Raw genomic sequence first — 16,418 nt, 5'->3', positions numbered from 1 at the left:
CCTAGATTTAAGATTCTGTAAATACTTCGGGATTGCGTTTAATCTTGCGCTCTGCCCACCAACAGTATAGGACTGGCACCAGCAGAACCGTCATAATTTCGATGATCATGCCCCCGAATGAAGGAATGGCCATGGGTATCATAATGTCGGATCCTCGCCCGGAAGATGTGAGTACAGGTAAGAGGGCCAGTAAAGTGGTGGCGGTGGTCATCATGGCCGGGAGTACCCGCTTTTGACCAGCCTCCAATACAGCTTTGCGAACCTCCTTCACGTTTTCAGGTTCCCGTTTCTCAAAGCTTTGCTTGAGGTAAGTAGCCACCACTACGCCATCATCGGTAGCGATTCCAAACAGTGCTATGAAGCCTACCCAGACGGCCACACTCAGGTTGTAGGTCTTCATCTGGAAGAGTTCTCTCATATTGGTGTCAAAGACCGAAAAATCCATGAACCAACCCTGACTATACAGCCAGAGCATCATGAACCCACCTGAAAAAGCCATAGCAATGCCTGAGAATACAAATAAGGTGGTAGAGATGGCTCGAAACTGAAAATACAGGATCAGGAAAATGGCCATAAGGCATAGCGGGACTACAATTGCGAGTCGTTTCTCTGCCCGCACCTGGTTTTCGTAGCTTCCCGAAAATTCATAGCGGACACCAGCAGGAATGGTCAGTTCACCTGCATCTATCTTTGATCTCAGGTAGCGTTGCGCATCCTCTACTACGGTAACCTCTGCAAACTCCTTTTTCCTGTCCAATAGCACATAGCCTACAAGGAAGCTGTTCTCCCCACGGATCATTTCGGGCCCGGGGCGATAGGTGATTTTCGCTAATTGACCCAACGGAATGTAGTTGCCTAAGGGTGTGGGTACCTGCATGTTTTCAATGGATGAAGGATCATCACGGTATTCACGGGCATAGCGTACCCTTATCGGAAAGCGCTCCCTTCCTTCCACCGTGGTGCTCAGCTTCATGCCACCGATGGCTGTTTCTATATAGTCTTGCACGTCCCGTACGTTCAATCCGTAGCGGGAAATCTGATCCCGGTCTATGTCAATCTCCAAATAAGGTTTTCCCACAATCCGGTCAGCAAAGACAGCTTCACTTTTTACCGATGGCACTTCTTTCAGGTATTTCTCGAGTTGAAGGCCGAATTCTTCAATGGTCTTCAAATCAGGTCCATACACCTTAATACCCATAGGGGCCCGCATACCCGTTTGCAACATCACCAGGCGTGTCTCAATAGGCTGTAATTTGGGAGAGGAGGTTACGCCCGGAATATTGACGACACCAACAATTTCGTCCCAAATGTCATCCGGTGTTTTGATGTGATCCCGCCACTGGCGGAAATATTCTCCATCAGGATCAGGAGTGAGATGCTTTATATCTATTTGCTCAGGGGACATGGTTTCCGGGTCATAAACGTCTCCATTTTGAAGCAGAAACTGACCATCATCATTCACCCGAAAGCGTTGCTTGGTTCCATCTATATCCGAAACATATTCGCTTTTGTAGCTGATGGTATTTTCAAACATGGAGATAGGGGCCGGATCAATGGCCGTTTCCGCACGGCCGGCTTTACCGACCACCATTTCCACTTCGGGGATGGCCGTTACCATCATATCCAGTTTTTGCAGTACCTCACGGTTTACTTCTATGCCGGAGTGCGGCATGGATGTGGGCATCAGGAGAAATGAACCCTCATTGAGAGACGGCATGAACTCTTCGCCTAAGCCCGGAAACACTTCAGATACAGCCGTCCATCCCGGGGTTTCCCTTAAGTTCCAGCCTAATTTTTCTGTTGCTTTTGGCAAAAAGCCGAATACCTTGTCAAAACCCAGCCAGATATTGGCACCTAATAAAATAATGACAACAGGTATAACCAGGAACAAGCCCTTATTGTCCAGGCACCACATGAGTATTTTAGGGTAAAGCCTGAGGAACAAAGCGAAGGTGCCAAGCACAAAGCCTAGAATCACCGCTATAAACAGGAAGTTGACCAGCAAGCTGTTGGACACACCCAGCGGAACCCATTCGGTGGCCAACAGCCAAGCAACCGCAACCACTGTAACTCCTACCATCATCAGGTCACGGTACTTACCTAATCTTTCAGGAAAATGATGCAGCAGCACATTGATCAAACCAAAACCAAACAGCAACCATCCTGCCCAAGACCAGACGGTGAAGGCTATTACCGGGCCGACAATGAGTAACAGGTAATTCAAGTACAGACTTGTTTTGCCTTTGCCTTTTTTCATGGAGAATATCCAGTGAGAAAAGGCAGGCATGATGATGAGGGTAAATATCAGAGCAGCAACCAAAGCAAAGGTTTTGGTGTAGGCCAATGGCCCGAAGAGCTTACCCTCAGCTGCCTGCAAGGTGAAAACTGGTAAAAAACTGACAATGGTGGTACTCACTGCGGTAACAATGGCGGAAGCTACCTCTGTAGTGGCATCATAGACAGTTTTTAACTTGGACTGGCCTTCCGGGGCAATTTCCAGGTGCCGCAAAATGTTTTCATTGAGGATAATACCAAGATCGACCATGGTGCCGATGGCAATGGCAATACCGGACAGGGCTACAATGTTGGCATCTACTCCGAAGTATTTCATGAATATGAAGCACATGAGTACCGCCAGTGGCAAAAGCGCTGAAATGAGGATAGATGCCCGCAGGTTGTACACCATCACAATGATCACAATGATGGTAATCAATATTTGCAGGCTGATGGCTTCATACAAGGTACCAAGGGTTTCGTAAATCAAGCCGGTGCGATCATAGAAGGGTACTATCGTTACTTTAGAAACCGTGCCGTCTGCCAGTGTTTTGGACGGAAGTCCATCGGCTATTTTTTCAATTTCCGCTTTTGTCGCATTGATGATTTTCAAGGGGTTGTCACCGTAGCGGGCAATTACCACACCGCCCACAGCTTCAGCTCCTGACTTATCCAGGATTCCGCTCATGTTGCGGGGCTGTGGGCCAATGTTTACCACGGCCACATCCTTCACCCGAATGGGTACATTATCGGTTACTTTCACCACGGCCTTGTCCAGGTCGGCCAGCTCCTCCACATATCCCAGACCTCTGACGAAGTAATCCACCCGGTTTACTTCAATGGTGTTGGCCCCTACATCGATGTTGCTGTTCCTTACTGCCTGCATCACATCCATCAGAGAAACACCGTGTGCTTTCAGTGCAGCAGGGTCAACATCCACCTGATATTCTTTGACATATCCACCCACAGAAGCCACCTCGGCCACACCTTCCACTGCCGTGAGGGCGTAGCGTATGTAATAGTCCTGGATGGTGCGCAGTTCGTGGAGATCCCAACCTCCTGTAGGGTTTCCATCTTTGTCCCTACCTTCCAGCGTATACCAATACACCTGCCCTAGGGCGGTGGCATCAGGACCAAGCTTGGGTTGGACATCCGGGGGCAATAAGCCGGCAGGTAACGAGTTGAGCTTTTCCAGTACCCTTGACCGGCTCCAGTAAAATTCAATGTCTTCGTTGAAGATGATGTAGATGCTGGAAAAGCCAAAGGCAGAACTACTCCGCACACTTTTTACACCTGGAAGACCCAGCAATGCCGTGGTGAGCGGATAGGTGATTTGATCCTCCACATCTTGCGGGGAACGACCCATCCACTCGGTGAAAACGATTTGCTGGTTTTCTCCAATATCCGGGATGGCATCTACGGGAACGGGATCACGGGGAAGGAAGCCCACCTCCCAGTTGAACGGGGCTGTAACAATGCCCCAGGCTACAATGAGTAGCAATACGAGAACGGTAACGAGCTTATTCTCGAGAAAGAATTTGATTATGGAATTGAGCATATTTTGATTATTTGATGAATACAATGGTTTGATGGTCTGATGGAATAAATCCAACATACCACGTAGCATAGTTGAACCCGGCCGATAATCAAATTATCGGAGGTTCAGATCATCAAAAATCAAATAAGGAAGGACTGAACGAGAACAGTTATGTCACGCTCAATCAAAGGGGGGGAGTAGTAGTTAAATGTATAGTGATGAACGGCAGGGGCACTGAAAAGAAACGATACCACAACGTAGAGCACTGCGATCATTTGAAAATCAGGAACCGCAACTTTGGTCACTTGCGTAAGATCTTCATGACCCTCAATTACTAAAGTCTGGTCTTCACAGCACCCTTTCTTAGTTACTTGCTGGTGTTCGCAAGCTGGATCGTGCTTATCATTGGCACAAGGAGATTTTTGAGTGGCCATTTCGCAGGGCTCAGCCCCGGAAAAAAGTGCAATGCTCTGCAACTGCCCCATGCAGAAATGCATACCAAAGGTGTAGCTCGTGGAACTGAGCAGCACCAGGATGGAAAGCAGGATGGCCGATATTTTTCTAAAACGTTGCACTTTGGAGAAAGTCTAATACAAATCTACGGAATTTAGTTCAGAATGTTCGATTTTAATATCAAAAATGATGGTTTGTATTTCAAATACTTCAATATGTGAATTTTCATGCTGTATTTCTCTTGAAAAATCTTAGTCTCCTGACACTTATTTTTGTAGTCATTATCTTTTACACAGCAGTAAAAAGAATCCCGTGTGGGTGAACTCATCCACACGGGAGTTCCGTCAGAAACTAATCACCGCTTCAACCACGACTCCACTAAATTCAGCCCCGGCAAAACGCCCTGTCCAAGCATTGCCTTCATATTGCTGCTTCATGTACTCAACTTTTGTTAAAACGTTCTTTGAAAGATACCAGCCTCCACCAAAATTGACCCTGCTGATTTCCAAATCTTCTGTGGCACTTTCACGCATTTTACCAGTTACTGTATTATATCTACCCCCAAGATAGAAACGTTCATCAGCTCCAAACCTATACAATACCTCAGCTGCTATTTGTGTGAATGCGCCCTCTGTGTCAGCTTGAGGTGCTGTGAATTCGTTGCTCCCATCGGCCAATTCATATATCCCGAAGAATTCCAATCCCTTGAATTTGATGAATGGATTGATCTGTATGGCTGTGAGTTTTGTGAACCTGGCATTGAACTGACCATCACGAGGGCCACCCTCTGTATTGCCATCCACATCCGGTACTGTAAAAAGCACATTGTAATACCTGGAGCCTCCTCGGTCACCACCATACAGATAGGTGCCTGTTGAGGTTCCTTTATTGATGTACCATGATCCGGTTAATCGCACTCTCAAATCCTCACTCAGTTGTTTATCGTATCCCAACTTACCGTAGATAGAAGGCTTATTGTCTGTATTGTCGTTCACCGTTACATTTTGATTGAGCTTACCGTTTGTGAGCCCAACCACAGCCAAAAGACCATTTTTTTGAACAGTAATTTCACCAAATGCTTCAGTTGAAAAAGCATCCATAATGTAGTTGCCAACAAAGGGATTGAAGATCGCCCGGGCATTGTCAGAACGTCTGAAATGGGCATCACCATAATTGAACTCATCCAACCCAATCGTTATACTGGTATATTTCATTACCCCTTCTAGGAATTCAGGCTTGATAAAATCCAGTTTATCAATTTGCATATAACCACCTTTGATCCAGGATTCATTATGAGCTCTGGAAGAAAGATAGGTCCTAAGATGCATGCGAACTCCGTCCAATACCTGGACGTCCAGGTTGAGGTTGGCAGACGGCAAATTGAAGTCTGATCCCAGTTTGGTCAGGTTACCTGCCGTATTGCTTTGCCTAATACCTTGAAACTGCATGGCGAAATCGCCACCAACCCTCACTTTTAATCCATCAAAGATAACTGTATCCTCTTTTGAGGGCTCGAATACATTCAGGCCGTTTTTATCGTTTGGCCTGAAATACTGCAAGCCTGGTTGTTGGGAGTATGTGGTATTGATCACCATCAGTGTCAAGGCAATGAATACCAATTGAATTTTATGAAACGTTTTCATGATTTTAACATTTTGTTGAAAGTCTGATTAAAGAAACTTGATGATAGTTTTGTCGGATAGATCGTGTCTAATGCTGTTCGAATATCCCGGAACAGCTATATTACACAGAACCATTTCCGACATTGTCCAAAGGTTTCGTAACCTGGGCAACTAACTGATAATCAGATGTTAGCTAAAGAAGAAATGACTGGAACAGGATAGAGCGATACCGCCCTGACCAGCCGGGGGGAGCCTTTTTAGGAGTTGTGTAGTTTCTTGATTCGAAAAATTGTGTAGAAGGCAAATGAAAAGCTGGCTGAGCCATTGCCGCATGTGAAAAATCAATGACCAGAATGTCAGAATGAGGTGTCCTGAAATCATCGAGAGAGAAGATGGTTTCCTGATCCTCACAGCCATCACAAGGGTTGCTGTGATCGTCACAGCATGGTTCGTGGTGTTTTAGAAAAAGCTCGAAGCTGATCAGTTCGCCCCCACAAAAGTGCTGAAACACTGCCATCCCTTTGCCAGGGAGAAGCATTGCAATGAGCAGGACGATATATAAGTTGCGCTTCATGAGCCTTTTGATGTAAAATGTCATCCATTGAAGGGGCATCCATTTGTATCCCCTTCAATATGACTCAAAAGTACGCAACGGTTATTGAGGGCGCTATGACATAGCACATGTCAAAACATGATGTATGTCACATAAAGCATTGTCTACCCTAGCAACATGCTTGATCAGAGTCCAATTGTACTGGTGGACAAGGTGCTGAACCATAGCTGCAATACACGCAGCAATCCCCTTCCTTTGGTTTTAGCACCTGGTGGCAGTTTTCACATTCATAGAAATACTGACAGGCGTCAGTCGGCATAGTTTCTTCTTTCTGATGTCCGCAGTTGGGGCAAGTGATGGTAGATTCTAAGATGATTTCCATTTATTTCTCTGTTTTATTGGTCACTGAATATCCGGTTGAGTTGATGGCTTGTTCAATTTCAAGGACGTCCGTTTTGGATTTATCAAATTCTACGATGGCATTGCCCTGGTCGTAGGAGGCGGTTACATTCAGGATGCCGCTGAGCTTATTTACTTCATGCACTACATGCGCTGCGCACCCCTGACAAGTCATGCCTTTGATTTGAAAATTTACGGTCTGAATGTCTGACTTATCAACGATGATCACTTGCTTTTCAGATTTAGGGTAGAAAATGTGAGCATAAAGCGGGAACGCCAACATCAGGGCAGCAAAGACCGTGATTATTGAAAGGAACTTTCTTGTTTGCCAAAAGGAGGGCTGAAGGTCCTCCTCACAGGCACATTCTTTTTCCTTTTTGGCCTTTGGTTTGAGTTTCTGATACCAGGCAAAGCCTAATACAACCACTGTGATGCCGACAAAAAAAGGCCTTGCCGGATCGAGCCATGAGAAAGTGGACGCAATCCCGCTTGCACCGGCCACTAATGCAAGCACCGGGCTGATGCAGCAAAGGGAGCTTACTAAAGCGGCTAAAAGGCCGCTGGTTAAAAGGGAATTTTTCATATACTTAATTTTCAAAAAAAGAAGGGCTCTGCGCCCTCCCAGTTACTTTTTCTTACAGCAGGCGGGTACTTCCGCCACTTTCATGTCATAAGGACATTCAGGAGTGCCTGCCAAAGGGCAGGTAACTTTTGGACAATCTGGAGTACCTTCCAAAGGACAAGCTTTTGGAGATGAGTTGATCCCGTAGGCAAGGCCACCAATTGCGAGAATACTCGCTGTTGCGAAAATCATGAGTTTACTTTTCATATCAATCTATTTTAATGAAACATCTCTCCAAAGGTCAGTCACGGGGGGAGGGGGTATCCAAACGTTCGGATAAAAATTTCTTCAATTCTTCTTCCACCATGCGGGCTTCTCGTAGTTTTTTAGGCACTTCTTCGAGTTTAAGCTCTGGAAATAGTTTTCTCAGCTTTTCTATTGTTTCTTCATTGCCACAGTCGCCAGGGCAGCTCTGGTAAGCTGACGAGATCCTTTCTGCTAGTGCTTTCCTGTAGGCATCATCCAATAACTCGTAAGTAGTCTTAGCAAGCATGGATTGCACAGCTTTTAGCTGCAAAAGGATATTTTCAACCTGGTCCACATCATCTATTTTGCTAAGGATGTATCCCAGCTGACCTGTTGCTGTTTTTAGTGAAACCTTTATGCTTTGAGTGAGATCATGGGGTATCATAAGGTAGGAATTGAATTTGGGAGCTTAAACAAATCGAGCACTGATGAAATGATTCGCTGACTTTGCTCTTCTACTGAATAGAAGATGGTTTGACCGGATTTTTTGGTCGTCACGATTCCCGCATCCTTCAGTTTTTTTAGATGTTGGGAGACGGCCGGCACGGTCATGCCCAGGATGTCTGACAAGTCACATGGGCAAAGTTCATTTTCCTGTTTCAAGAGGTACAGGATTTTGAGGCGAACCGCATTACCTGCCAGATTCAGTACATCGGCCAGTTCTAAAAAGCTTTCTTCTTTGTTTTTCAAGTCTTCTCTGCAGCGACTGATCTGGATGCTATCTGCAAAGACACGGATACATGTATTCATAGTATTTAAGCAATTGCTTAAACAAAGGTAGGGAATGATAGTTATTTAAGCAAGTACTTAAATACAAAGGGCTATTTCGCCCTTCTCATCAATTTTGGTGCTGCTAGTTTCTCTCTTAGATTCTGCATATCCTCACTCACTTTTTTCTCTACCACTTTGGCGTAAACCTGCGTGGTTGTAATTTTGGAGTGACCCAACATCTTGCTAACCGTTTCCAGTGGCACACCATTACAAAGCGTAACTGTAGTAGCAAAAGTATGCCTGGCTAGGTGAAATGTGAGGTTCTTTTCAATTCCGCACAGATCAGCAATTTCTTTCAGGTAAGAGTTCAGCTTTTGGTTAGAAATCATTGGGAATATTGCCCCCCTCTGCACAGCTCTTGGATGGGTTTTGTATTTCTCGATGATTTCCCAAGCTTTGGGAAGGATAGGAACCCTTACCGGCTGGTCGGTCTTCTGGCGGCAGGTAGATAACCAGTATTCCCCATCAATGCCAATGGTAATATTGGATGGGGTAAGGTTCATAGCATCGATGTAGGCCAGTCCGGTATAGCAACTGAACACAAACAAATCTCTTACCCACTGCAGGCGGACAATTTTGAAGTCCTTGTTCTCTACGGCCTCCAGCTCTTCATCATTGAGGAAATCCCGATCCACCCGATGGAATTTGAGCTGGTACTTGTCAAATGGATCCCTGCTTACCCATTCCATTTTCACGGCCATGGTCACCATCTTCCGGAACCTCTCCAGATGCTTCATCACTCCATTGTTGCCAAGCGGCTTCTGGTGGTCTTTGGGTTTATAGTTTCGGAGGTAGAATTCAAAATCGGTGATGAATTTATAAGACAGTTCCGAAAGGAACATGTCGGTAGTACCAAAGCGCTCTTTCAAAAATCGATGGATATACTTCTGAGTGGTGAAGTAGTTTTTCATCGTGCCCCACGCCAGTGTATCCCGCATTGTCTGGTTGTGATAATCCACCAGCTTGCATAAGGTGAAGTCCTTTTGGTCTGTACCCAGGAACATACTCTTGATGGCATCAGCAGTGATCAGTCTTTTTTGGACCTGCATCTCCTGGTAGCACTCCATAATCCTTGCCCGGACTTCATCCAGGTAGTGATTGAGCGATTTGATTTCTTCCCGGCTGCCCTTGGCCATGCCTTTTGAGCTGTTCCAGTCGCCTGGTTTGATCCAACGCTTCAATGATATTTCTACCCTGCGGCCATCAACGGTGACCCTGGCATAGATTGGGAGTAGACCATCTTTGGCCTTGTTCGTTCTTGTGATGAACTGAACTCCGAAGGTGTTTGTAGTTCTCATGACAATTCAGCTTTTGAGTGTTTGTGTTAAAATGATTCCTCTCGTGGTGAACTGCTTCCACAAGGTCACTCAAACAGACCTAAAACAGTTCAAATTATGCGATGCAACTATCTGTTTTACAGCTATTTGCATCAATCTGGTAAACTAAAATAAACCATTCATTTGGTTCACCGGATAGGTCTCATTTTTGCTGAAATTGTCTAAATCGAACTGATACGTAAAAAATAAAAAAGCCCGCAAATCGTAAGATTTGCAGGCTTTTGGGTTCTGATGAACCTTTGTTGTCGGGATACCAGGATTCGAACCTGGGACCCCCTGGTCCCAAACCAGGTGCGCTACCGGACTGCGCTACATCCCGTTTTATTTGTTTCGAAATACAATACTTGTGTTTTTCGAGGTGCGAAGATAGAATGATTTTTTGTAATCACAATAAATTTTCAAGCAAAAATACATTGTCATAAAAAATAATATCAAAGACTTAATTTTGAGAGTTTAATCAAAATAAGGTTTAACTCCCAACCCCTTGGGTCGAAAGCAAACTCCATTTAGTGATTAATACCTGTTTTAGGTAGGAACCTATCTTTTTAATAGTTCACTTGAAATCTAAAACCTCAGTATATGATCACGAGTTAAGTTTTATATTGGATCATGTGATTGAATTAAATTCTTTCAAAATACATATCCATACCACATTTTAGCAATTAGGACTCTAAATCTATCAGTAGGATTTCCTAAATTGTGCCATTAAATTGAAAGCAAACTAAAAACCTTACTATGACAAGTAGAAGAAAATTCATCAAAGCCAGTTCTATATTGGCTGCCGGAGCTATCGTAGCACCAATGGCATGCGGCCCAAAAAAGCAAGGAGAGAAATCAACCGAGGCAGTAAAAGCAGCTGCACCTAAAATTGTACCTAAGGATATGGGCGTACAGGCTTATTCCGTGCGTGATGCCTTAAATGAAGACTTTGCAGGATCGATGAAGAAGATTGCTGACATTGGATACAAATTCATTGAAGGTTACGGCTTAGGATTGGATGGTCAATTGTTCGGTATGGCTCCTTCTGAGTACAAAAAAATAGTGAGTGACCTGGGTATGGAATTGGTTTCTTGTCACAGCTCGTATTTCACAGCAGATCAGGCTCCAAAAGTGATAGAGGCATCACAGGAAGCTGGATTGAAGTATTTAGTTATTCCTTATTTGGATGACGAATTGAGAAGTGACTACCGTAAAGTGGCAGAAAACCTCAATGCTGTGGGAGAATTATTTAAAGGAACCGGGATTACCTTTGGGTATCATAACCATGCTTTTGAATTTGAAAAAAGCAATGACGAAATTCCATTAGAAGTAATGTTGGAAAATACCGATCCTGAGTTGGTTTCATTTGAGGCAGATTTGTATTGGGTGAAAAAAGGAGGGTACGAACCGTTAGACCTGATCAACAAGTATCCGGGAAGGTTTAGCCTATTTCATGTGAAAGATGCCAACGCCAATTTGGATCAGACTACAGTTGGAGAAGGTATTATTGACTTTCAATCCATTTTTAATCAAAAGGACAAAGCCGGATTGGAATATTACTTTGTGGAAGATGAGCGTACGGACGATCCTTTTGGCAATTTGGCTAAAGCCTATAACCATATTAATACTTTAACGATTTAAGTATTAGTCAATATTTTGAGGCTGTCTCAAAAGAGTTAAACAAGTTGCCGGGCTTGTTCCGGCATCCCTTTGAAAATGCAGTAATAGCTGTTTCTAGGACAGATCCCTGAATTCCTGTCTAACGACAGTCAGGAATCTGGGAATTATATGACTTTTGAGACAGCCTCATTACTTTTTTTAGTTGCTTTGATTTTTCAAGCAATAGGTTAATTTTAGCTCTCATTTATTAGTTTGCCAAGGATTATGAAAAGTATGGGTTCCAGACGAAAATTCATTAAACATGCGGGTCTTGGCATTGGTTCTTTACTTGCTTCTCCTAATTTAGCAGAAAGCAAATCATTGTTAAAGGGAAATATAAAGCAGGTGGTTGCAGGCTGGCCTTTTATGGCTGCTGGTCCAAAATGGAGCCCTGAAGAATTTTTGAACCAATGCAAATCTTTGGGAGTGTCTGGGGTTGAACTTTTTCCAATAGAGAAGTGGGCACTTTTGAAGGAATTGAATATGGTATGTGCCGCTACCAAATCTCACACTTTTGTTCGTGGGATGAACAATAAAAACCATCATGCTGAGTGCTTTGATGCTCTTGAAAATGCCATAGTTGCCACCTCTGCAGCTGGATTTCCCAATGTAATGACTTTTACCGGGTTGTTTGACACTTCAATAGAAAAAAATGGAAGTAAAGTCTCACCGGAAGAAGGAATAAAAAATTGTATAGAAGGATATAAAAAAATGGCACGAATAGCCGAAAAGAAACAAGTATCTATGGTACTTGAACCTTTAAACTCGATAGTTACAGAAAATATGAAAGGACACCCCGGTTATCAGGGAGATCACCTGGAAATCTGTATGGAAATAATCAAATCAGTAAGCTCTCCAGCTCTTCGATTGCTTTTTGATGTGTATCATATTCAAATTATGGATGGCAATATTATTGACAACATCAACAAGTACATGGAGTACATTGGTCATGTACAAGTTGCTGGAGTTCCGGGTCGAGGAGAAATTGGTGAGGAACAAGAAATAAACTACCGTTTCGTGATGAAGACCCTCCTTGCGAATGGTTACAAAGGCTATGTTGGTCATGAGTGGATTCCAGTTAATAACCCGATATCAAGTCTGCAGGAAGCGGTACAAATTTGTGATGTTTAAAATTCTCTTTAATTGATTTTCAACTTCTATCAAAGATGGAAGCCTGTAATTTCCCTCAAATACAAAATCTAACCAACCCGTTCCTGCTTCTACTTTTATTTCTCTAGCACCAATAGAGCCTTCAACGGCTAGTTTATGACTGCCTGTAGAAGTTGTGCCAATTCCTACGCTACCTCCCCAGTAACCATATAGACATTTGAAGAAATATAATTATTAAGAAAAATAGCGTCGGAAGTTCTTCCAGCTTCGATGATTACATGACCGTCATATCCTTCGGTACCATCATAAATACCTTTATAAAAAAATCCTCTGGACTCTGCCTCGGGCATTTAAAGTCAATTTTCTTAACGTGATTTTCATAAGGCCAAAGAGCTATCAAATGGAAATGCATTTACTCAATTAGAATAATATAAAAATAATACAATTGCTCCACAGGTTTTCTGTTTGATCCTAAACCATCTGTAGTTCAGGAAAAGCTCCAAAAAAAGTAATGCATTTATTTCTTACCTCATAATACAATGATAGATAACTATTCATGCATTAAAAAGCACGCCAAATAGGTTTGTCATAGCTATATAAGGCGTACTTCCGTCCGTCCAATCAATATAATAGGCTTTTTGAACAATACAATAAGAACTCCAATAACCATTATTTTTAGGAGCAAAATCACTTCCTCCATTTATAGCTGCAGTGGCATTAATAGCGTCTCTGTTGTTATACATTGCTGTTAACTCATCTTTACTAGGTAAGTACCAATCTGAAAAACCACCTCCTCTATATGCAATAGCTAAACCTGCGGCAAATTGAGTGCTAGTTCCAATATCCGCAATCAAAAGATCAGTATTGCTTTTTCCAAAACCTTTACGTCGATCAGTTCCATCCACGCTAATATTATTACTATAGAACTTAACACCTGAGCTTGTTAGATCATCAATAGAACATACCAAACCATAATCTACTACACCATCCTTATTTAAGTCTGTAGGTGTAGTCGGTACATAAAAAACGACACCTCCATCAACATAATCTCCAACAACATATATATTACCATCACAGTTTTCATCAATGCTATTACCTCCAATCTCAGTTGCTCCTGGCTTTATCGCTGAATTTGAATCATCACAGTCTGTATTATTTGTTTTAAATCCTGATCCAGGATTGCTACAGTAGGAGGTTCCCGGGTCACTACTATCTCCATAACCATCTCCATCGGCATCTACATAATAGGTTGTAAGAGTAAGCCCTTCATCTATAGAACCATCACAATTATTATCTATACCATCACAAACCTCTGCGGCTCCTGGGTTTATTGCTGAATTGGAATCTATACAATCATTATCTGTTCCTAACAACTCAGATAATAAGTATGCATTGCTAGGTCTTACACATGATACTGTACTTGAGCTGGGATAACCATCACCATCCACATCTATATACCACGTTTCACCGGGCTTCTCATTCGCATCACCATCGTTGCAATCGTCTGTTCCTGTGCCAGACAGCTCCGATAACAAGTAACCGTTGGAAGGTCTTATGCATGATGATATAACTGAAACGCCATAGCCATCACCGTCTGCATCTATATACCAAGTAGTCGCTTGTTCGATACTTATATCATCATCGTTACAATCGGTATTATTGCTTACATAACCATTGGGTGCAGAAGTTGAAGTTATAGGTTCATTCGCATCCCCATACCCATCACCATCAGCATCTAGATAAAATATGCTTACTGCACCCGTGGCATCTGCCCAAGCAGGGACACCATCCCCACCTATTGTTAAAACTTGACCTGCTGTACCACCTGATGGTAGCGTAATGTTATATGGACTATCAACAGTTCCTGCTCCAGAAATCACTAAACCTGCCCCAACTTGTATTACACTTGATGATGGTACAGACCAAGTTCCTGCGCCACTTCCATCAGAAGTCCAAACTTCTCCACTAGTGCCAGCTGTGGTAATAGCATTTTCAACTTTACTGGCTGACAAGATGCCATCGGCCAAATCCTCCAAATCTGCATCATAAGCTTGAACATTTGTTCCTATTGCAACACCAAGATTAGTTCTTGCTGTTGAAGTATTGGATAAATTACTTAATGTTACATCTGCTTTTAAATCTAAAGCGGCATCTGTCTCATTTACAGCGGCTACCAGATTTGATTTGTCCGTGGTTGTTAGAGTTGACAGGTTTCCGATGGTGGAAGAATTGGCATCAATTCCTGAGATATCCTGATCTCCTGTATTAGAACCTGTGATAGCCGCCAGTTTTGTTTGCTCTGCTGTGGTATAATCTTCTGTTGACAACCCTTTGCCTGAGACCTTATCTACTTTTTTATCCAATGCTGATTGTGTAAGATCGGAGATTGGCTTGTTGGCATCACTTGTATTATCGACATTCTCCAGGCCAACCATTGTTTTGTCAATCCCTGAAACAGTACCTGTAAATGTTGGGGAAGCCAAATCTGCTTTTTCATTTTCCAGTTCATTTACAGCGGCTACCAGATTTGATTTTGTAGTGGTTGTTAGAGTTGACAGGTTTCCGATAGTGGAGGAATTGGCATCAATTCCTGAGATATCCTGATCTCCTGTATTAGAACCTGTGATAGCAGCCAGTTTTGTTTGCTCTGCCGTGGTATAATCTTCTGTTGACAACCCTTTGCCTGAGACCTTATCTACTTTTTCATCCAATGCTGATTGTGTAAGGTCGGAGATTGGCTTGTTGGCATCACTTGTATTATCGACATTCTCCAGGCCAACCATTGTTTTGTCAATCCCTGAAACAGTACCTGTAAATGTTGGGGAAGCCAAATCTGCTTTTAAAGCAGCTACATTAGTTCTATTAATAATTTCTGTGGATAAATTGGCAGCTAAATTTTCTTCTGCTGCTGTTGCTCGCATTACTTCGTTAGAAATTGCGGTTGCATTTGCCTCTTCTGCAGTTGTTGCTCTTTGTATTTCATTTTCATTTGCTTTTTCATTTGCCAGTTCTGCCTTTGTGGCTCTTTCTTTCTCCGTTGCAACAGCCGCTGCATTGGCATCAATTCCTGAGATATCCTGATCTCCAGTGTTAATGCCAGTAGTATTACTTATGGTAGTCGCTTGTTCAGTGGTTATTCCTAGCTTAGCCGTATTCAATGCTATTGCAGCGTTTTGTATTTGTTGTTCCGTTTGGAGACTAGAAATGCCCGTGGCATTTAGCTTTTCCACAGCTATTGCTCTTGCGGTTTCATCTATTATAGCTTCTGTATTGGTTTCAATTCCAATCGACACTTCTGGCGTTGGTGGTTGTGGAATATAAGTAAGGTTTTGCTCATTTAAGAATTGATAATTACTGCCTCCTGAAAAATCAATCTCTACTTTTAATTTCTTAACATTGCCATCCCAAAATATATCTGAAAAATCATTACTGCTTGTAGGGTTTCCTGCTCCTATTAGCAAGTTGATCATTCCATACTTATCCGTACTGGTGGTATGACTTTCTTGATATTCTATAGTTCCTGAATGGTCTGTTATGGTAAATTGAATACCAACTGTAGTATTAGGCAATATGTTATTTTGTACAGTAGCTCCTGGTACTTCCTGCGTATTTGGATTTAGTATTACTGCCTGATAACTGATGCCTTTGGTTTGAGAAAATCCTTGAAATATGCTTAGTATAAATGCGGATAATAGTAATAATTTTTTCATTCTAACCCTACTTTGTCACCTTATAAAAGAGGGTAAAGACTATTGACAAGACGGCCTTGTCGTTTATCTTTACCCTGAGTAAAATACTATTGTAAATATAATAAAGGCCGCTATCAAAATAGACGGCAAAAAAATATGATTTTGAA

General features: G+C 42.8%; 14 protein-coding genes and 1 tRNA gene. 2 read left to right on the top strand and 13 right to left on the bottom strand.

Translation table 11 applies throughout. The annotated features are described in order from the left end of the window. Nucleotides 1-7: 7 nt before the first annotated feature. The 11 genes from AAOP42_RS22105 to AAOP42_RS22055 all read right to left on the bottom strand — a co-directional run bounded on the left by AAOP42_RS22105 (nucleotide 8) and on the right by AAOP42_RS22055 (nucleotide 10,133). A complete protein-coding gene (locus AAOP42_RS22105; protein WP_349530972.1) occupies nucleotides 8-3,832 on the bottom strand; it encodes an efflux RND transporter permease subunit in 3,825 nt (1,274 codons plus the stop codon). A gap of 119 nt (nucleotides 3,833-3,951) precedes the next feature. Beyond that, nucleotides 3,952-4,386 (bottom strand): HYC_CC_PP family protein, encoded by a 435-nt coding sequence (locus AAOP42_RS22100; RefSeq protein WP_349530767.1) that lies wholly within the window; start codon nucleotides 4,384-4,386, stop codon nucleotides 3,952-3,954. A 222-nt stretch (nucleotides 4,387-4,608) separates the two neighbouring features. After that, complete coding sequence (locus AAOP42_RS22095) at nucleotides 4,609-5,907, bottom strand: hypothetical protein (RefSeq protein WP_349530766.1); 1,299 nt, start codon at nucleotides 5,905-5,907, stop codon at nucleotides 4,609-4,611. Nucleotides 5,908-6,079: 172 nt separating this feature from the next. After that, nucleotides 6,080-6,460, bottom strand: coding sequence for an HYC_CC_PP family protein (locus AAOP42_RS22090; protein WP_349530765.1), 381 nt, complete (start codon nucleotides 6,458-6,460; stop codon nucleotides 6,080-6,082). A gap of 148 nt (nucleotides 6,461-6,608) precedes the next feature. Then, entirely contained in the window at nucleotides 6,609-6,821 is a 213-nt protein-coding gene (locus AAOP42_RS22085; protein ID WP_073094976.1) for a GDCCVxC domain-containing (seleno)protein, read from the bottom strand. Then, the gene (gene merTP, locus AAOP42_RS22080; protein WP_268034865.1) at nucleotides 6,822-7,421 is read right to left on the bottom strand and encodes a mercuric transport protein MerTP; all 600 of its coding nucleotides are present in this window, start codon (nucleotides 7,419-7,421) and stop codon (nucleotides 6,822-6,824) included. Between the two features lie 42 nt (nucleotides 7,422-7,463). After that, a complete protein-coding gene (locus tag AAOP42_RS22075; protein ID WP_349530764.1) occupies nucleotides 7,464-7,652 on the bottom strand; it encodes a hypothetical protein in 189 nt (62 codons plus the stop codon). Nucleotides 7,653-7,701: 49 nt separating this feature from the next. Beyond that, entirely contained in the window at nucleotides 7,702-8,091 is a 390-nt protein-coding gene (locus AAOP42_RS22070; protein WP_201430308.1) for a metal-sensing transcriptional repressor, read from the bottom strand. Then, on the bottom strand, nucleotides 8,088-8,456 hold the full coding sequence (locus AAOP42_RS22065; RefSeq protein ID WP_073094979.1) for an ArsR/SmtB family transcription factor: 369 nt from the start codon (nucleotides 8,454-8,456) through the stop codon (nucleotides 8,088-8,090). The genes AAOP42_RS22070 and AAOP42_RS22065 overlap by 4 nt, the downstream gene beginning before the upstream one ends. A gap of 71 nt (nucleotides 8,457-8,527) precedes the next feature. Continuing rightward, nucleotides 8,528-9,775, bottom strand: coding sequence for a site-specific integrase (locus tag AAOP42_RS22060; protein WP_349530763.1), 1,248 nt, complete (start codon nucleotides 9,773-9,775; stop codon nucleotides 8,528-8,530). A gap of 284 nt (nucleotides 9,776-10,059) precedes the next feature. Then, nucleotides 10,060-10,133, bottom strand: a tRNA-Pro gene (locus AAOP42_RS22055). Between the two features lie 416 nt (nucleotides 10,134-10,549). Here AAOP42_RS22055 and AAOP42_RS22050 point away from each other — a divergent pair. Next, the gene (locus tag AAOP42_RS22050; protein ID WP_349530762.1) at nucleotides 10,550-11,434 is read left to right on the top strand and encodes a sugar phosphate isomerase/epimerase family protein; all 885 of its coding nucleotides are present in this window, start codon (nucleotides 10,550-10,552) and stop codon (nucleotides 11,432-11,434) included. A gap of 252 nt (nucleotides 11,435-11,686) precedes the next feature. Next, nucleotides 11,687-12,583 carry a TIM barrel protein gene (locus AAOP42_RS22045; protein WP_349530761.1) on the top strand — a complete coding sequence of 299 codons (897 nt, stop codon included), beginning with the start codon at nucleotides 11,687-11,689 and terminating at the stop codon, nucleotides 12,581-12,583. A gap of 164 nt (nucleotides 12,584-12,747) precedes the next feature. On the opposite strand, the gene AAOP42_RS22040 is transcribed toward AAOP42_RS22045, so the two are convergent. After that, entirely contained in the window at nucleotides 12,748-12,912 is a 165-nt protein-coding gene (locus AAOP42_RS22040; RefSeq protein WP_349530760.1) for a hypothetical protein, read from the bottom strand. A 204-nt stretch (nucleotides 12,913-13,116) separates the two neighbouring features. Continuing rightward, nucleotides 13,117-16,272: a MopE-related protein gene (locus tag AAOP42_RS22035; RefSeq protein WP_349530759.1), complete on the bottom strand. Its 3,156-nt coding sequence runs from the start codon at nucleotides 16,270-16,272 to the stop codon at nucleotides 13,117-13,119. Nucleotides 16,273-16,418: the final 146 nt, after the last annotated feature.

Source organism: Reichenbachiella sp. MALMAid0571 (genome assembly GCF_040151475.1).
In the GTDB taxonomy this organism is placed as follows: domain Bacteria; phylum Bacteroidota; class Bacteroidia; order Cytophagales; family Cyclobacteriaceae; genus CAXBNB01.
This window is presented reverse-complemented; position numbering and strand designations above follow the sequence as displayed.